The 14,328-nt window shown below is 56.7% G+C and carries 16 protein-coding genes and 1 pseudogene; 9 read left to right on the top strand and 8 right to left on the bottom strand.

Annotated elements, in window-relative coordinates:
- Positions 1-60 precede the first annotated feature (60 nt).
- Positions 61-2,244 carry a YccS family putative transporter gene (yccS, locus tag ACEN93_RS14580; RefSeq protein ID WP_103385370.1) on the top strand — a complete coding sequence of 728 codons (2,184 nt, stop codon included), beginning with the start codon at positions 61-63 and terminating at the stop codon, positions 2,242-2,244.
- Positions 2,245-2,250: 6 nt separating this feature from the next.
- Here the strand turns inward: yccS and ACEN93_RS14585 are convergent, their stop codons facing one another.
- Positions 2,251-2,988 carry a substrate-binding periplasmic protein gene (locus ACEN93_RS14585; protein ID WP_064599988.1) on the bottom strand — a complete coding sequence of 246 codons (738 nt, stop codon included), beginning with the start codon at positions 2,986-2,988 and terminating at the stop codon, positions 2,251-2,253.
- 256 nt (positions 2,989-3,244) lie between these two features.
- Between ACEN93_RS14585 and ACEN93_RS14590 the strand changes: the two genes are divergently transcribed.
- Positions 3,245-3,697 carry a GNAT family N-acetyltransferase gene (locus ACEN93_RS14590; protein WP_039767984.1) on the top strand — a complete coding sequence of 151 codons (453 nt, stop codon included), beginning with the start codon at positions 3,245-3,247 and terminating at the stop codon, positions 3,695-3,697.
- 42 nt (positions 3,698-3,739) lie between these two features.
- Here the strand turns inward: ACEN93_RS14590 and ACEN93_RS14595 are convergent, their stop codons facing one another.
- From ACEN93_RS14595 to ACEN93_RS14605, 3 genes are read right to left on the bottom strand one after another with little or no spacing between them, the layout of a single operon-like run.
- The gene (locus tag ACEN93_RS14595) at positions 3,740-4,036 is read right to left on the bottom strand and encodes a winged helix-turn-helix domain-containing protein (protein WP_007894945.1); all 297 of its coding nucleotides are present in this window, start codon (positions 4,034-4,036) and stop codon (positions 3,740-3,742) included.
- A gap of 24 nt (positions 4,037-4,060) precedes the next feature.
- Positions 4,061-4,552, bottom strand: coding sequence for a M48 metallopeptidase family protein (locus ACEN93_RS14600; protein ID WP_007959720.1), 492 nt, complete (start codon positions 4,550-4,552; stop codon positions 4,061-4,063).
- A gap of 41 nt (positions 4,553-4,593) precedes the next feature.
- Positions 4,594-6,717, bottom strand: a complete 2,124-nt coding sequence (locus ACEN93_RS14605; protein ID WP_074692094.1) for a putative bifunctional diguanylate cyclase/phosphodiesterase — start codon at positions 6,715-6,717, stop codon at positions 4,594-4,596.
- A 351-nt stretch (positions 6,718-7,068) separates the two neighbouring features.
- On the opposite strand from ACEN93_RS14605, the gene ACEN93_RS14610 reads away from it, so the two are divergent.
- Positions 7,069-7,737 carry a polysaccharide lyase family 7 protein gene (locus ACEN93_RS14610; protein WP_495610197.1) on the top strand — a complete coding sequence of 223 codons (669 nt, stop codon included), beginning with the start codon at positions 7,069-7,071 and terminating at the stop codon, positions 7,735-7,737.
- Between the two features lie 364 nt (positions 7,738-8,101).
- On the top strand, positions 8,102-8,461 hold the full coding sequence (locus tag ACEN93_RS14615) for a DUF6124 family protein (protein WP_495610198.1): 360 nt from the start codon (positions 8,102-8,104) through the stop codon (positions 8,459-8,461).
- Positions 8,462-8,566: 105 nt separating this feature from the next.
- On the opposite strand, the gene ACEN93_RS14620 is transcribed toward ACEN93_RS14615, so the two are convergent.
- Positions 8,567-9,064: a hypothetical protein gene (locus ACEN93_RS14620; protein WP_146040472.1), complete on the bottom strand. Its 498-nt coding sequence runs from the start codon at positions 9,062-9,064 to the stop codon at positions 8,567-8,569.
- A gap of 502 nt (positions 9,065-9,566) precedes the next feature.
- On the opposite strand from ACEN93_RS14620, the gene ACEN93_RS14625 reads away from it, so the two are divergent.
- The 3 genes and pseudogenes from ACEN93_RS14625 to ACEN93_RS14635 form a co-directional block, all read left to right on the top strand.
- Entirely contained in the window at positions 9,567-10,139 is a 573-nt protein-coding gene (locus ACEN93_RS14625) for a hypothetical protein (RefSeq protein WP_495610199.1), read from the top strand.
- 210 nt (positions 10,140-10,349) lie between these two features.
- Positions 10,350-10,778 (top strand): hypothetical protein, encoded by a 429-nt coding sequence (locus ACEN93_RS14630; RefSeq protein ID WP_146040471.1) that lies wholly within the window; start codon positions 10,350-10,352, stop codon positions 10,776-10,778.
- Positions 10,712-10,930 (top strand): annotated as a pseudogene (locus ACEN93_RS14635) (polysaccharide lyase family 7 protein); the annotation flags it as partial. The gene ACEN93_RS14630 and the pseudogene ACEN93_RS14635, both read left to right, overlap by 67 nt.
- A gap of 376 nt (positions 10,931-11,306) precedes the next feature.
- On the opposite strand, the gene ACEN93_RS14640 reads toward ACEN93_RS14635, so the two are convergent.
- From ACEN93_RS14640 to ACEN93_RS14650, 3 genes are all read right to left on the bottom strand, one after another.
- Positions 11,307-11,894 carry a HipA N-terminal domain-containing protein gene (locus ACEN93_RS14640; protein ID WP_256586959.1) on the bottom strand — a complete coding sequence of 196 codons (588 nt, stop codon included), beginning with the start codon at positions 11,892-11,894 and terminating at the stop codon, positions 11,307-11,309.
- The gene (locus ACEN93_RS14645) at positions 11,887-12,093 is read right to left on the bottom strand and encodes a helix-turn-helix transcriptional regulator (protein ID WP_490840617.1); all 207 of its coding nucleotides are present in this window, start codon (positions 12,091-12,093) and stop codon (positions 11,887-11,889) included. Before ACEN93_RS14645 ends, ACEN93_RS14640 begins: the two co-directional genes overlap by 8 nt.
- Positions 12,094-12,298: 205 nt before the next feature.
- Complete coding sequence (locus ACEN93_RS14650) at positions 12,299-12,724, bottom strand: class II fructose-bisphosphate aldolase (protein ID WP_495610200.1); 426 nt, start codon at positions 12,722-12,724, stop codon at positions 12,299-12,301.
- Positions 12,725-12,809: 85 nt separating this feature from the next.
- On the opposite strand from ACEN93_RS14650, the gene ACEN93_RS14655 reads away from it, so the two are divergent.
- Together ACEN93_RS14655 and ACEN93_RS14660 are read left to right on the top strand one after the other, a co-directional pair.
- Positions 12,810-13,061, top strand: coding sequence for a helix-turn-helix domain-containing protein (locus ACEN93_RS14655; RefSeq protein WP_039767977.1), 252 nt, complete (start codon positions 12,810-12,812; stop codon positions 13,059-13,061).
- Positions 13,058-14,257, top strand: a complete 1,200-nt coding sequence (locus tag ACEN93_RS14660) for a type II toxin-antitoxin system HipA family toxin (RefSeq protein ID WP_210710202.1) — start codon at positions 13,058-13,060, stop codon at positions 14,255-14,257. The genes ACEN93_RS14655 and ACEN93_RS14660 overlap by 4 nt, the downstream gene beginning before the upstream one ends.
- Positions 14,258-14,328 lie beyond the last annotated feature (71 nt).

A 14,328-nucleotide genomic window follows, 5' to 3' on the forward strand; every position in this document is an offset into this window, starting at 1 on the left:
TGCGTCGGCGTCATTACTGGCTCAATTTAGCGGCATCGCCTCGGAAGGCCTTCGCACTTCATGTCCTCGACCTCGTTTCGTCAGTCTTTGCGGCGCCTGTGGGCGCTGGATAAATTCAGCTACAGCGTGCGGGTATTTATCGCCCTGACCGGCAGCATGGCGCTGTGCTGGTATCAGGATGAAATGGGGCTGCTGATCCCGTTGTTCCTCGGGATCATCGCCAGCGCCCTGGCCGAGACCGACGACAGTTGGCAGGGCCGTCTCAACGCACTGGCGGTGACGCTGGTGTGTTTCAGCGTCGCGGCGCTGTCCGTTGAATTGCTGTTCCCCTACCCCATCGTGTTCGTCATCGCTTTGGCACTGGCCAGCTTCGGCCTGACCATGCTCGGTGCGCTCGGCGAACGTTACGGGGCGATTGCTTCGGCGACGCTGATTCTTTCCGTCTACACCATGATCGGCGTGGATCAGCGCGGTGGCGCGGTCACGGATTTCTGGCATGAGCCGATGCTGCTGGTGGCCGGTGCGGCGTGGTACGGCCTGCTGTCGGTGCTGTGGCAGGCGATGTTTTCCAACCAGCCGGTGCAGCAGAGTCTGGCGCGGTTATTCCGCGAACTCGGCTATTACCTGAAGCTGAAATCCTCGCTGTTCGAGCCGATCCGTCAGATGGACGTGGAGGCGCGGCGACTGGAACTGGCCCAGCAGAATGGCCGGGTCGTCGCAGCCCTGAACAGCGCCAAGGAAATCATCCTGCACCGGGTCGGCAACGGTCGTCCGGGCTCGAAAGTCAGCCGTTACCTGAAGCTGTACTTCCTGGCGCAGGACATTCACGAACGCGCCAGTTCTTCGCACTACCCGTACAACGCCCTGGCCGATGCGTTTTTCCACAGCGATGTCTTGTTCCGCTGCCAGCGCCTGCTGCGCCAGCAAGGCAAGGCCTGCCGGGCACTGGCCGAGTCGATCCAGATGCGCCAGCCGTTCACCTACGACGCGAGTTTCGCCGAAGCCCTGAGCGACCTGCATGCTTCCCTCGAACACCTGCGCATTCAGAGCAACCCGGCCTGGCGTGGCCTGCTCCGCTCACTGCGGGCACTGGCGGCCAACCTCGGCACCCTCGACCGTTTGCTCAGCGATGCCAGCAACCCCGATGCCCTGGCCGATGCCACCGACAGCAGCCTGCTCGACCGCTCGCCGCGCAACTTCAAGGACGTGTGGATTCGTCTGCGTACGCAGCTGACGCCGACCTCGCTGCTGTTCCGCCACGCCCTGCGTTTGCCGCTGGCGTTGAGCATCGGCTACGGCATGGTGCACCTGATTCACCCGTCGCAGGGTTACTGGATCATCCTCACCACGCTGTTCGTCTGCCAACCGAACTACGGCGCCACCCGGCGCAAACTCGGCCAGCGGATTTTCGGCACGGCGATCGGCCTGACGATTGCCTGGGCGCTGTTCGATCTGTTCCCGAATCCGCTGGTGCAGTCGTGCTTCGCCATCGCCGCCGGCGTGGTGTTCTTTACCAACCGCACCACCCGCTACACCGTGGCCACCGCCGCGATCACGATCATGGTGCTGTTCTGCTTCAACCAGGTCGGCGATGGCTACGGGCTGTTTGTGCCGAGGCTATTCGATACCTTGCTCGGCAGCCTGATTGCGGGGCTTGCGGTATTCCTGTTCCTGCCGGACTGGCAAGGTCGGCGCCTGAACAAAGTGCTGGCCAACACCCTCACCTGCAACAGCATCTACCTGCGCCAGATCATGCAGCAATACGCCGCCGGCAAGAGCGACGACCTCGCCTATCGCCTGGCCCGGCGCAACGCGCACAACGCCGACGCCGCACTATCAACAACGTTGGCGAACATGCTGATGGAGCCGGGGCATTTCCGGAAGGAAGCCGACGTGGGCTTCCGCTTCCTGGTGCTATCGCACACCTTGCTCAGCTATTTGTCAGGCCTCGGCGCGCACCGCGAAACCCAGTTGCCGGCCGAGGTGCGCGAACATTTGATCGACGGCGCCGGGGTGAGTCTGGCGTCGAGCATCGATGAGATCGCCCAGGGTCTGGCGAGCAAACAGCCGATTGCCATTCAAAGCGATGAGGAAGAAGCGCTGGCCAATGAGCTGGAGCAGATGCCGGACGAAATCGACGAGGGCCAGCGGCTGGTGCAGACGCAACTGGCGCTGATCTGCCGCCAGCTCGGCCCGTTGCGCACGCTGGCGGCGCACCTGATCAAGGACACAGCCGAGGATTGAGCCGCCTCACATGCCGTGCTGCCTGAGCAGCTTTTCATAGCTGCCATCGGCCTTCATCGACGCAATCGCCTTGTCGAACCCGGCCACGATCTGTTCGTGCTGCGGGTTCTTCAGGCTGACCAGAATGTGCAGGCTGTTCTCGCTCAGCGGCTTGGGCAGAAACTCCACCGCGTTACGTACCTTCTGTGATTCCCGGGCCAGGTAATAGCGGGCCACGTATTCGTCTTCCAGGGTCAGCTTTACCCGGTCCGCCGCGAGCATGCGCACGGCCATGGCGAAGTTATGCACAGGGACTTTCTGCAACGCGGTGTCGGCATCGAACGGCGCCGAATAGGCATAGCCGCGCACTACCGCAACCGGATAGGTATGCAGTTCCTGCAGGTTGTTGTATTCGATGGGCGCGTCTTTGCGCTTGAGGAAGCGCACGCGATTGAGCAGGTACTCGGCGGAAAACTGCCCGATCTTCGTGCGCTCGTCGTTGTACCAGGCGTTGACCAGCACGTCGTAACGTCCTTCGCCAACACCCAGCAACGCCCGCGCCCACGGCACCTGCTCATAACCGCTGGCATAACCGGCACGGGCCAGGGCCGTGCTGACGATGTCGGTCGCCAGCCCACCGTTGACCAGCGTGTCATCGGTAAAGGGCGGCCAGACGTCGAACACCAGACGCAATTTCTCCGCTGCCGCGCTTTGACCCAGCAACAGCAATCCGATCAAAGCAAAGGCTCGATGCAATCGCGGCATGCTTGAAAATCCTTAGCGGGCGGGCCGCCCGGCGTGTTTTCAGTCAAAACCCCAAGGCCCCTTACCGGCGAATCCCAGGCCCTAACCTTAGCTCATTGAAGCCATTGCACAGTGCTTCCCAGCAGATTACACAAAGTACGGCGAGCCGCGATATTGGAATGATGGCATTTTGGCCTTTGTCACAGATTTCTCAGCCATACAGACATATTTCGGCGGGGCGCTTAGTATCGGGCGACGTTGTTCAAGGAATCGGAAGATGACAATCGAGTGGGTCTGCAAACATCACAGCGATCTGGGACTGGAGCAGCTGTACGCCATTTTGAAATTGCGCTCGGAAGTGTTCGTGGTCGAACAGCGCTGCGCGTACCTGGATCCGGACGGTCAGGATCTGGACGGTGACACCTGCCATCTGATGGGTTGGGACGGTGATCAACTGGTGGCGTACCTGCGCTTGCTGGACCCGGAATCCCAGGGTGGCGACGTGGTGATCGGCCGCGTGCTGACCGCGCCGGCCGGGCGTGGCAAGGGGCTGGGGCATGAAATGATGGAACAGGCGCTGAAACAGGCGCAGAAGCGTTGGCCTGAAGTGCCGATCTATCTGTCGGCCCAGGCGCATTTGCAGGGGTATTACGGGCGGTATGGGTTTGTGGTGGCGGGTGAGGAATATCTTGAGGATGACATTCCGCACATAGGAATGCGTCGGTCTTGAGATTTCCCCTTCGCGGGCTTGCCCGCGAAGGGACTGCTGAAGTCAGGGATACTCGAGAACAGCCTTGATCTGCCGCAAATTCCGCTCGATCCACCCCCGATCGATCGCCCCCCACTCCCGAATCCGATAGCGCCCCGCATGATTGCGCGCGCCCTCCTCCTGTTCGAACTCACAGACGATATCCAGATCCGCCAGCGCCGCAATCGTGTCCTGCGCCGTACGCCGGGGCATGCCGGTGACCTCGGTCAACGCCGGCACGCTGCTGGCCAGGCCGCTGTCGATCAGGTACGCCACGTACAAGCGCCGGTAGAAACTGCTCTTGGTCTTGCTCACGTCCATGCATGCGCTCCGTTGTTTGATGTCTTATTGCATGTCCCGCCACGTCAGGTACACCCGCAGGTCGAACTCGACCTGGTGGTAACCCGGCAGCATGTGCTCACATAACTTATAGAACGCCTTGTTGTGATCCGACTCCTTGAAGTGCGCCAGCTCGTGCACGACGATCATCTTCAAAAACTCCGGCGCGGCGTCCTTGAACAGCGAGGCGATGCGGATCTCTTTCTTGGCCTTGAGCTTGCCGCCCTGCACCCGCGACACCGTGGTGTGCAGGCCGAGGGCGCGGTGGGTCAGGTCGAGGCGGTTGTCGAACAGCACCTTGTCAATGGCCGGGGCGTTGCGCAGGTATTCCTGCTTCAGGTCCAGCGCGTAGCCGTACAACGCCTTGTCGCTCTGCACATCGTGGCGGCCCGGATAGCGTTGGCTCAGGTAATCACCGAGGCGGTTGTCGGCGATCAATTGGCGCACCTGATCCTGCAGATTCGCGGGATAGGCCTGGAGGTATTTCAACGCAGTCATGGGGCGGCACGGGTCATGAAAAGGCCGCCAGTGTAGCGAATTCAACCGGCCAACGCGCTCCAGTCGAACGGCTCGGTAAAGCGTGCGGTGTCCTCGGCGACCAACGGCCGCGCCACCAGAAAGCCTTGCACGTACTGACAACCATGGGCTTGCAGCCACTGGTATTGCTCGACGGTTTCCACGCCTTCGGCAATCACCAGCAAGCCGTATTCCTTGCACAGGTCGATGACCGTGCGCACCAGCGAAGCGTCGCGGGACGAGTCCGGCAATCGGGCGATCAGGTGGCGATCGAGCTTGAGAGTGTCCAGTTCCAGATCGCGCAGATGCGCCAGCGAGCAGGCTCCGGAACCGAAATCATCCAGCGCCACCCGCACCCCGAGATTGCGCAGCAGCTTCAGCTGCTTGCGGGTCTCGTCCGGGTTGATCGTCAGCGCCTCTTCGGTGACTTCCACTTCCATCTGGTGCGGCTGCAAACCATGGCGCTCCAGCACCTGGCGCAATTCGGTCACCAGATTCGGCAGGCCGAACTGAGTGTTGCTCAGGCTCACGCCGATCACCAGATCCCTGGAGAACTCGGCCTCCCACGCCTTACGCTGCCCGGCGCTGCGATGATAGATCCAGCTGCCGAGGCGGCTGATCAACGTCGCCTCCTCCAGCAACGGCAGGAACAACCCCGGCGGCACGTCGCCGACACTCGGGTGCTGCCAGCGCAGCAACGCCTCGAAACCACGAACGCGACCATCGCCAATGGCCACCTGCGGCTGATACACCAGATTGAAATCGCGGTTCTCGATGGCATTACGCACGCTTTCTTCCAGCATCAGCCGCGACCGCGCGCGGCCGTTCATTTCATGATCGTAGAAACGATATTGCTGACGCCCGGCACGCTTGGCCTCGTACATGGCGATGTCCGAGGCGCGCAGCAAACCGTCGAGGTTGTTGCCGCAATCCGGGTAAGTGGCGATGCCGATACTCGCACCCAGCGCAATATCCAGCCCTTCAATCTGCTGACAGATCGACACCCGCTCGATGAGCTTCTCGGCGATCTTCGCCGCTTGCTCGGGGAATTCCAGATCCAGCAGCGCGGTGAACTCGTCACCGCCCATTCGCGCCAGAATGTCGAACGGCCGCAGGCAGGCTTTCAATTGTTCGGAGACCCAGCGCAACACCCGGTCCCCGGCATCATGGCCGAGGGAATCGTTGACCCTTTTGAACCCATCGAGATCGAGGTACATCAACACCCAACTGCTGTCCGTGCGCTCGCCGCGCAGCAGCAGGTTTTCCACAGTCTGGTAGAAACCACGGCGGTTGAGCAGCCCGGTCAGCGGGTCGGTGACGGCCTGAAATTCCAGCTGTTGATGCAGATGACGCACCACCGACATGTCCAGCACCGTCACCACCATCGCGTGCTGTTCACTCGGCAGCGGCGCACAGGACAAGGCCACCGGCACCTGCTGCCCCGGTGCGGTGCGTAGCGACGCATCGTGTAGACGCAGCGTCTCGCCACGTTTGTAACCGGCGTAAAACTCGGAATCGGCCCACAGCGGAATGTGCGGTTTCTGCAGATAATCGAGAAACTCCTGCCCTTCCAGCTCCTTCACCGGCGCATTGAGCAACCGGGAAATCGCCGGGTTGGCGAAGCGAATCAAACCATCCTCGCCCAGCACCAGAATCCCTTCGGCGGCGTTATCCAGCACCGACGCATTGAAGGCCCGCGCCGATTCCAGATCCTGACTCAAGCGCTGCAAGGCCCGGCGATTGCGCTGGTGCTCGAGCAACGCCTGGACTTTCGGCTTGAGAATCTGCGGATCGAACGGTTTGAACAGGTAATCCACCGCACCGCTGGCATAACCCTTGATCACGGCGTCCTGGGATTGCTCGTTGGCGGTGAGGAAAATGATCGGGGTCAGGCGCGTGCGCTGGCTGCCGCGCATCAGCCGCGCGACTTCGAAACCGTCCATGCCCGGCATCTGCACATCCAGCAGCACCAGGTCGATGTCGTGTTCGAGCAACAGGTTGAGCGCTTCGTAACCGGAAGCGGCGGTCAATACCTGCCAGTCCTGGCGCTGCAGCAACGCGCGCATGCTGATCAGGTTTTCAGGGTAATCATCAACGATCAAAAGGACTGAGCTGCCTTCACCTGGCTGGGGTTGCGCGCATTCCATGCTGCTTCTCTTGTCGGGACAACTCGTGTCGGGGCATCTCGGGTCAGTGTTCCGCGCGGCTTCTCGTGAAAACCATACAGTCACCGAGTCTTCACTCTAGTCCGGGATCTGTAAAAGCAATAGCTGTCATCCAGCCATCATTTAAACAAACCAGCAGGCAGCCGACTAACGGTCACCGCTGAAGCCCCCGAAAACCGGGAAAGATGGCATTTCGACAGGATGTTGACGCCAATCATCCGCCAGACGGCCGTTAACAAAAAATCCCTCTACGCTTATAAAGGCCGCCCCCAAGAGGCGCGGGCTAGAGCTTCTGGCACGCGCGTGCAACAGCAACAGAGTGGAAGAACCGACATGATCGACCTCGCAACCTGGAACCTCAGCGTTCCCGTTGGCAGCCCGCCCTACACCGTCGAAACCTCCAAACTGGTGAACGGCTTCAAGGATCAGTACTTCCATTCCGACACCGGCACCCTGTTTTTCTGGTCCCCGGTGACCGGTTCGAAAACCGAAAACGCCATTTATCCCCGCACCGAACTGCGTGAGACCTACAGCAACGGAACATTGCGCAACTGGTATTACCCCGACGCCGACAACCTGCTGCGCGCGACCCTTTCGGTCAACAAGGTGCCCAGCTCGGGCAAGATCGTCATCGGCCAGATCCACGCCTATGAAAGCCAGAAGCCGATGCTCAAGCTTGAATACCAATACAAAGAAAAAACCGAGACCGGCAACCTGGTGATCAAACTGCGCACCCATCCGGATCAGGACGAAAGCCGCGTCATCACCCTCGCCACCGGGATCAAACTCAATCGCGAGTTCAACTACCTCATTCACCTGAGCCCCGGCGGCGCGCTGGGCGTGAGTGCGGCCGGGTATCAGTGGGATTCGCAGATCAGCGCGACGTGGCGCAACAAACCGCTGTATTTCAAGGCGGGTGTGTATGTGCAGGACAACACCGGGTACACCAGCGAGGGTGGGCAGGTGACGTTCAGCAAGCTGGATATTGATCACAATAAATAGCCGCGATGCGTTCGTTTAAGGCTGCTGTTTAAAGGCAGTGCGCGTAACGTCCCGAAGCCTACAACGGCTTGCGTCGCTGCCTACCGGTACGCCAGAATCCGCCGGCTTGTGCGCCTGGAGGGCCATCGGTAACTTGATTCCGGTCACTGATTCGCAGTGATCGGGTTTAGTAGCCCGTGGCTTCGAGCTTGTGCACAAGCAACTGTCAGTCAGGAATTTCGATTCCTGCGCCTGATGGCGACTGTGCGCAGGGCACCTTCGGGTGCGCCGGCTTGCTCGAAACCCCGGTCTACTAACCTGCGTACAGTTGCCTCCACTTTGATTAGTAGCCAGAGCGGGGGCACTCCAATCAGGTTTTGAGCAAATGACTATATCGACGCCTCATCCGCCGGTCACAGACCCGGCCTCCCCCTACGATTCCATCGACCCCAAAAAACTCAACGAAGCCGCCGAACGCGCCCTCGACCACTACCTCTGCCCCGGCGCCCGCATCATGGCCACGGTCAACGAACCCGACCGCATGTACTTCGCCAATCCCGCCTACAACACCGAATCCCTGCTGGCCAACGCCAGCGAAACCCTCGGCTCCGCCAGCGAAATGCTCAACAACTTCGCCGCCACCCTCCCCCCCGCCGACCGCAAAACCGCGATTGGAATCGCGCAGTTGGTGATGCTTGGAGAGCTGGCGGTTAACCAAGCGCTGGATCACGTCGAACCGGCATAACCTGCACACCGCTGAAACCAAAAAACCCGCCCTTTCACTGAGTCTGACGGGGTGGGTTTGCTGTGAACCGGATCAAATCGCCTGGAGTCCGGCGTACACCCTTCTTCACGTAATCAAATACGAGCGAAGAAAACTGAGAGCCACCACTCGACTGGGAGTAGCGGGCACTTGAGGGGCCGGAGAGGGTGGAGTCGGCACACCCGGAGGAGTCGCACCAGAGTGAACAACTTCAACATCGTAGATGCCGGGCGTAATACCCATGGCAGGCCAGCGACTTGTATTGATCTCGTTCTGGATAAATACCCCCTGCTGCCTTCTAAGAGCCAAAAAAATCCGATAGTCATCGAGATGAATTTTCAATACCGACGTTGGAAAAAGGCTTTGGTCAACCAGAAGGATCTCCAGCTCGTCGCCTACTCTGGTAGCGCCTGGTAACGCGTAATGCAAAGCCGCGAACACTGTTCCCGGCACTTGTACCAGCAACGGCGCAACGCTTCTCATCTGCAAAGATGGATAAGGATTAGGATCGGAAGCTATTTGCAGTGTAGTCGCGCTCAATCCAATCAGATTTCCCGGAACCGCTACAACAGGGGTAACGTTCATAGTCAACCTACTTGATCAAAGATGCCGACGGATGATTGAAACCAAGCTCATGCACTCACAGCCTAACAAGCACTTGAGCTCAAGGAACCTGTAAAAAATACCAGTTTCTAATTCAATTCAGCCATAAGAACTATCCCAGCTATAGCCCTGCAGCATTTCAACTACTCACCACACCACCTGAGCAAAAAGGGAGCAAAAAAACAAAAGTTGACGGATTCATTTACCGCAGAGATCAAAAAAACGAAGAGATCATCTTTCCCCTGAAACAAATGGATTTCCCCTGAAACAAATGGATTTTCAGCTTCAAACAACGACAATCGCTATTTATTCCATCGCCAAATGGTATAAAAAACTGTCAACTTTGACAGTTCCCATCACGCTTGAAAATCCACAACAATCACCCTCGCAGTGACATCAAACCTATGAAAACCAGCCACACCCATACAAGCAACAGAACAAATGCAAACCTTTTCAGCACAAAACCCATAAAAGGAATTATCAAATGCACTTCCCTGACACTCAGTTTGATCAATATGATGATCTGACAATCCTCGATGACGAAAATAATTACTACGAGGGCAACTTCCTCAGTTTTGATCCAGAGGCGGACGCACTGATTCTTGACAGAAGTGGTGTGCCTGAAGTGATCGAGAGGAAAAAAATTTTACGTATGTACGGAGGCCGCGAACGATCCATCTGGTTTCGGGATCCCCAAAATACCTGGGAGGCTTGCAGCACAATTGAGACAACCGATACTTCGAATTTTAAGCTTGGAGAGTTGCTGACCTTTATGGACTCGAACAATCAACCGGTTATAGCGAAAATCTCAAAAATTGATTCAATATTAATGACAGTTGACATCCTCGGTGCATTCCAAAACGTTGATATTTTCGGGCCGCTGGACATGATGTCAGATAGATTCATTTTGAGAACGAACGTCTCGACTTCAGCTGACGCAAAAAGAGTCACATTCAACATTGGTACTGCCAGAGGTGGCGCGGCAGGTGGAGTCTATTCGGCTATTCACACGCACATGCAGAATAATCCCGGATGGAGCTTAACCAACAGGAAATAAACCAATGGGTCGAGCTTTTAATTCGTCCAATCACCGAATAAAACCCGATCCTATTCCCCTTAACCAATAATTTACAAGTCCCTGACATTGTAAGTCGATCAAATATACCGTGACACACCGTCCGGTGCCGTATTCATTGATTGAAATCAGGGACTCGTATTAAACAAGGGATGATCTTCAGCGTTCCCTGCGCGCAACAGGAGTTAAATCATGAGCACGTTAACAATGCTAACTGCGCCATTACCACTTCCAACTTCAGGCATTACAGCTTCCTCCATCAAGGCCTCGCCTTCAACGAGCGCCAGCGTAGCCCCAGCACCGTTGATACAGTGGAACAACTCAAAAACAAACACAGCCTTGGCAGGCATACTGGTGCATTTAACCCCAAACACTCGGCCTGATGACAAAATCGAGCTTCTCATCAATTCGATCAATCCAAATGGCCCTTCGACTACCGTGCACACCGAAATTTTAACCCTCCAAAGGCTCAACTCTTTACTGGGCAGCAAACTCAGCCGCATTGGTGTAGAGAAAAATTTGACGCTTCAAAACGGTGACTATGCACTTCGTTATTTACAATTCAACGCAAGCGGAGTTCTCGTCTCAGCATCACTTTCTGCAAGATTCAGACTCTCCTGAAGAACCTGAAAAAAAGCGGGTGGATTTATGCGACGTGGCGCAACAAGCCGCTGTACTTCAAGGCCGGCGTGTATGTGCAGGGCAACACCGGGTACACCAGCGAGGGTGGGCAGGTGACGTTCAGCAAGCTGGATATCGATCACGATAAGTAGCCGCGATGCGCTCGTTTAAGGCTGCTGTTTAAAGGCAGTGCGCGTAACGTCCCGAAGCCTACAACGGCTTGCGTCGCTGCCTACTGGTACGCCAGAATCCGCCGGCTTGTGCGCCTGGAGGGCCATCGGTAACTTGATTCGGGTCACTGATTCGCAGTGATCGGGTTTAGTAGCCCGTGGTTTCAAGCTTTGAAAAAATTGGGACAGATTTATTTATCTGCTGATCGATTAAATAAATCTGCCCCCGCTTTACTTTAGTTTTAACTCAGCCGACAGGTATCAAATACGGGTCGTACCGATTGGCTTTCGTTTCATTCCTGAGCCGACGGAGTCATTCAACGCCACTACCCGCCCCGCATCCCATTCCCGCTGCATATCAGCAAACAACTCGCCGTTCACTCTTGCCTGATGATTCGCCAACGCTTGAGTCATCGCCTCGGCAATACGCTCGATGATCAATCCTGGCTTCTCCACTGAGCAATGCTTGCGACCAAACTCGATCAGTTGCTGGCGATCCGGGATAGGTTTTCACCTTGTTCATCTTGATGGCCAACGTGCGATCAACCAAGGAGCGACCTGATTTTGGATTGTAGTTTTCGTAAACCGTTGTAGTGGTGACATCGAAAACGGGTGCCAATTGCACGGTTTGCAGTGCTTCTGGATGGTAGGTGAGGCGCCCAATCTGGTTCACGCCGATGACCGATAACAGACGCATCTCATCGACTTGCATGTGCTTGGCCATCCGGCGCTTGATCTGATCCGCCAGAAACCCTTCAGGCACATTCATATCGAAGATCGGATGCAGCACGTTGCTCACCGAGGGCGTCGGATCATAGGGCATGACCAGAGAGACTTCCCTTGTTGCATCGGCGGTTTCATAGGCAAAGGAAAACTGCGATCCCCTGGACAACTCGCCGGAGAAGCCTTGCGGCGTGATGACGTTGAGCCTTTTGACTTTACTCATCGTGCTCTACCAGATCGGCCAGGGATTTGAGATCAATGCGGTTATCGACAATTTCCAGTGCCATGCCCAGCGCTGACAACACCCTGAACGCGGTGTAGAGCGCGACATTCTCGCCGGCCTCAAGGTCAATGATGGTTTTGCGGCTGCATTTGGCTCTGTGGGCCAATATCGCTTGGCTGTAGCCTTTGGCCCGACGCAATTGCCGAATTCTTTCACCGAAAACAGCGGGATTAGGGAGCAGCATAAATGTCACCCATATGGGACTTTTTAAAATCTAAAATCGATTATGTCCGTTATGAGTGACATTTCAAGCGCCTTACGTCAGTCGACTGCTTGATAAAACTCCAGGCAAAAAGAAACCCGCCTCACGGCGGGTTTCTTTCAAATCAGCTCAACACCCAGTCTCAATTGACCTTGGCGTTCAACTCACCCTTCAGATAACGCTGATACATGCTTTCCAGCGAGATCGGCTTGATCTTCGAAGCGTTGCCAGCGGTACCGAAAGCTTCGTAACGAGCGATACATACATCGCGCATCGCCTTCACGGTTTCGCCGAAGAATTTACGTGGGTCGAATTCGCTCGGGTTGGTGGCCATCAGGCGACGCATGGCGCCGGTGGATGCCAGACGCAGGTCGGTGTCGATGTTGACCTTGCGCACGCCGTGCTTGATGCCTTCGACGATTTCTTCAACCGGTACGCCGTAGGGTTCTTTGATGTCGCCGCCGTACTGGTTGATGATCGCCAGCCACTCTTGTGGCACCGACGAGGAACCGTGCATCACCAGGTGGGTGTTCGGGAATTTGAATTGCCTTGATGCGATCATTGCCACACGTCTGCGGTAGGCCTACGAAACACCATCTTCCACAACGTTGTGCTAACGTAACATTCATATATTTATGTTCCGGTAGCAGCACATGGATTATTTTTTGTTGATCGCTCGCCTTGGCGACCAGTTGCGCGAAAAGCGTATTCGCCGAGGCCTGACCCAAGCTCAGCTTGCCGACCTCGCCGGGCTGACACGATACAAGGTCATCGCCGTAGAAAAAGGCACCCTTTCTGTTGGCATGATCGCCTATGCGCGCGTGCTCGGTGCACTGGATTGCGAACTCGCTGTCGTCCCGGCCGCCATGCCAACCCTTGAAGAGCTTGGGGATTTATTCGAATGAAAATGACCTCTCTCAAAGTCAGTACGCCTGAGGGGCATAGTGGCAGGCTTTTCAGCGATGGCGAGGACTTCACGTTCCGTTATCACGACGATGCATTGCCAGATGTGGCTATCAGTCTGTCGATGCCAGTGCGGCATGACGAGTTTCGCCGACGCGAGCTCCACCCTGTTTTTCAGATGAACCTGCCGGAAGGCTACGTGCTGGAGCAACTGCGTAATCGCCTGGCCAAGACCGTGAATGTCGACCCGATGCTGTTGCTGGCGCTCTCCGGTAGCACCTCTCCCATTGGCAGGGTTCAAGTGCGCTCTGAAACGGTTGATGCCTTGCTGGAAGAACAACAATTTCCAGGAGAAAAACTTGAGGAGATTCTGACGTGGGACGGCACGGAAGATATTTTCGCCGGCCTGATGGATCGCTACATTCTGCGAGCAGGCATTTCGGGTGTTCAGCCAAAATTGCTGGTTCCGGAACAACAGGAAGCCGCGTTACCCCGCGTGACCTCGAAAACCTCAGACTTGATTATCAAAAGTGGCCGAGACGAATTTCCCGGTCTGGCAGTCAACGAATTCCTTTGTATGTCCATGGCGAAAGAAGCGGGTATTCCCGTTCCGCCGTTTTACATTTCCGATAATGCCAAGCTGTTCGTCATGCGCCGCTTTGACCGCGACGATCAACTCAACCCGATCGGTTTTGAAGACATGGCAGTGTTGATGGGGTTGTCGGCCAGCCAGAAGTACAGCAAAAGCTATGCGGCAATTGCCAAGGCCATCCGTGTGTACTGCCCGGCCGAGCATGTACGCGCATCACTTGATCAACTTTTCGATGGCGTTGCCTTGAGCTGCATTGTCGGGAATGGCGACGCTCATTTGAAAAACTTTGGATTGCTTTACTCCGAACCGACTCAGCGCGACGCGCGCCTGGCGCCGGCTTACGACATCGTCAACACCACGGCTTATATTCCGGAGGATGTACTGGCTCTGGATCTGGCGGGCAACAAGTCGATGTTTGCCTCGCGACAGGGATTGCTGGAGTTTGCCCACACCTGTGAGATCGAGCAGCCGAGGGCGCGCATTCAGCGATTGCTTGCCTCGGTTGAAGCGGTACTAGCGCGCTATCCACAATATCGGGAACAGGCGCCTCATGTGGTGAGTGCCATTGAGCAGGCAGCAGCGCCATTCACCCTGACTTTTGGGTGACGCGCACAAAATCGCCACCCACAAAAAACCCGCCTCACGGCGGGTTTCTTTCAAATCAGCTCAACACCCAG

The organism is Pseudomonas sp. Pseusp21, from assembly GCF_059492145.1.

What these genes read in the sequence shown, in the direction of transcription:
- ACEN93_RS14600 (WP_007959720.1), bottom strand. Translation starts at nt 4,552, where the DNA reads ATGACTGCGTTGAAATACCTCCAGGCCTATCCCGCGAATCTGCAGGAT.
- ACEN93_RS14585 (WP_064599988.1), bottom strand. Translation starts at nt 2,988, where the DNA reads ATGCCGCGATTGCATCGAGCCTTTGCTTTGATCGGATTGCTGTTGCTG.
- ACEN93_RS14595 (WP_007894945.1), bottom strand. Translation starts at nt 4,036, where the DNA reads ATGGACGTGAGCAAGACCAAGAGCAGTTTCTACCGGCGCTTGTACGTG.
- ACEN93_RS14625 (WP_495610199.1), top strand. Translation starts at nt 9,567, where the DNA reads ATGCACTTCCCTGACACTCAGTTTGATCAATATGATGATCTGACAATC.
- ACEN93_RS14640 (WP_256586959.1), bottom strand. Translation starts at nt 11,894, where the DNA reads ATGAGTAAAGTCAAAAGGCTCAACGTCATCACGCCGCAAGGCTTCTCC.
- ACEN93_RS14610 (WP_495610197.1), top strand. Translation starts at nt 7,069, where the DNA reads ATGATCGACCTCGCAACCTGGAACCTCAGCGTTCCCGTTGGCAGCCCG.
- ACEN93_RS14620 (WP_146040472.1), bottom strand. Translation starts at nt 9,064, where the DNA reads ATGAACGTTACCCCTGTTGTAGCGGTTCCGGGAAATCTGATTGGATTG.
- ACEN93_RS14630 (WP_146040471.1), top strand. Translation starts at nt 10,350, where the DNA reads ATGAGCACGTTAACAATGCTAACTGCGCCATTACCACTTCCAACTTCA.
- ACEN93_RS14615 (WP_495610198.1), top strand. Translation starts at nt 8,102, where the DNA reads ATGACTATATCGACGCCTCATCCGCCGGTCACAGACCCGGCCTCCCCC.
- ACEN93_RS14590 (WP_039767984.1), top strand. Translation starts at nt 3,245, where the DNA reads ATGACAATCGAGTGGGTCTGCAAACATCACAGCGATCTGGGACTGGAG.
- ACEN93_RS14655 (WP_039767977.1), top strand. Translation starts at nt 12,810, where the DNA reads ATGGATTATTTTTTGTTGATCGCTCGCCTTGGCGACCAGTTGCGCGAA.
- ACEN93_RS14605 (WP_074692094.1), bottom strand. Translation starts at nt 6,717, where the DNA reads ATGGAATGCGCGCAACCCCAGCCAGGTGAAGGCAGCTCAGTCCTTTTG.
- yccS (WP_103385370.1), top strand. Translation starts at nt 61, where the DNA reads ATGTCCTCGACCTCGTTTCGTCAGTCTTTGCGGCGCCTGTGGGCGCTG.
- ACEN93_RS14660 (WP_210710202.1), top strand. Translation starts at nt 13,058, where the DNA reads ATGAAAATGACCTCTCTCAAAGTCAGTACGCCTGAGGGGCATAGTGGC.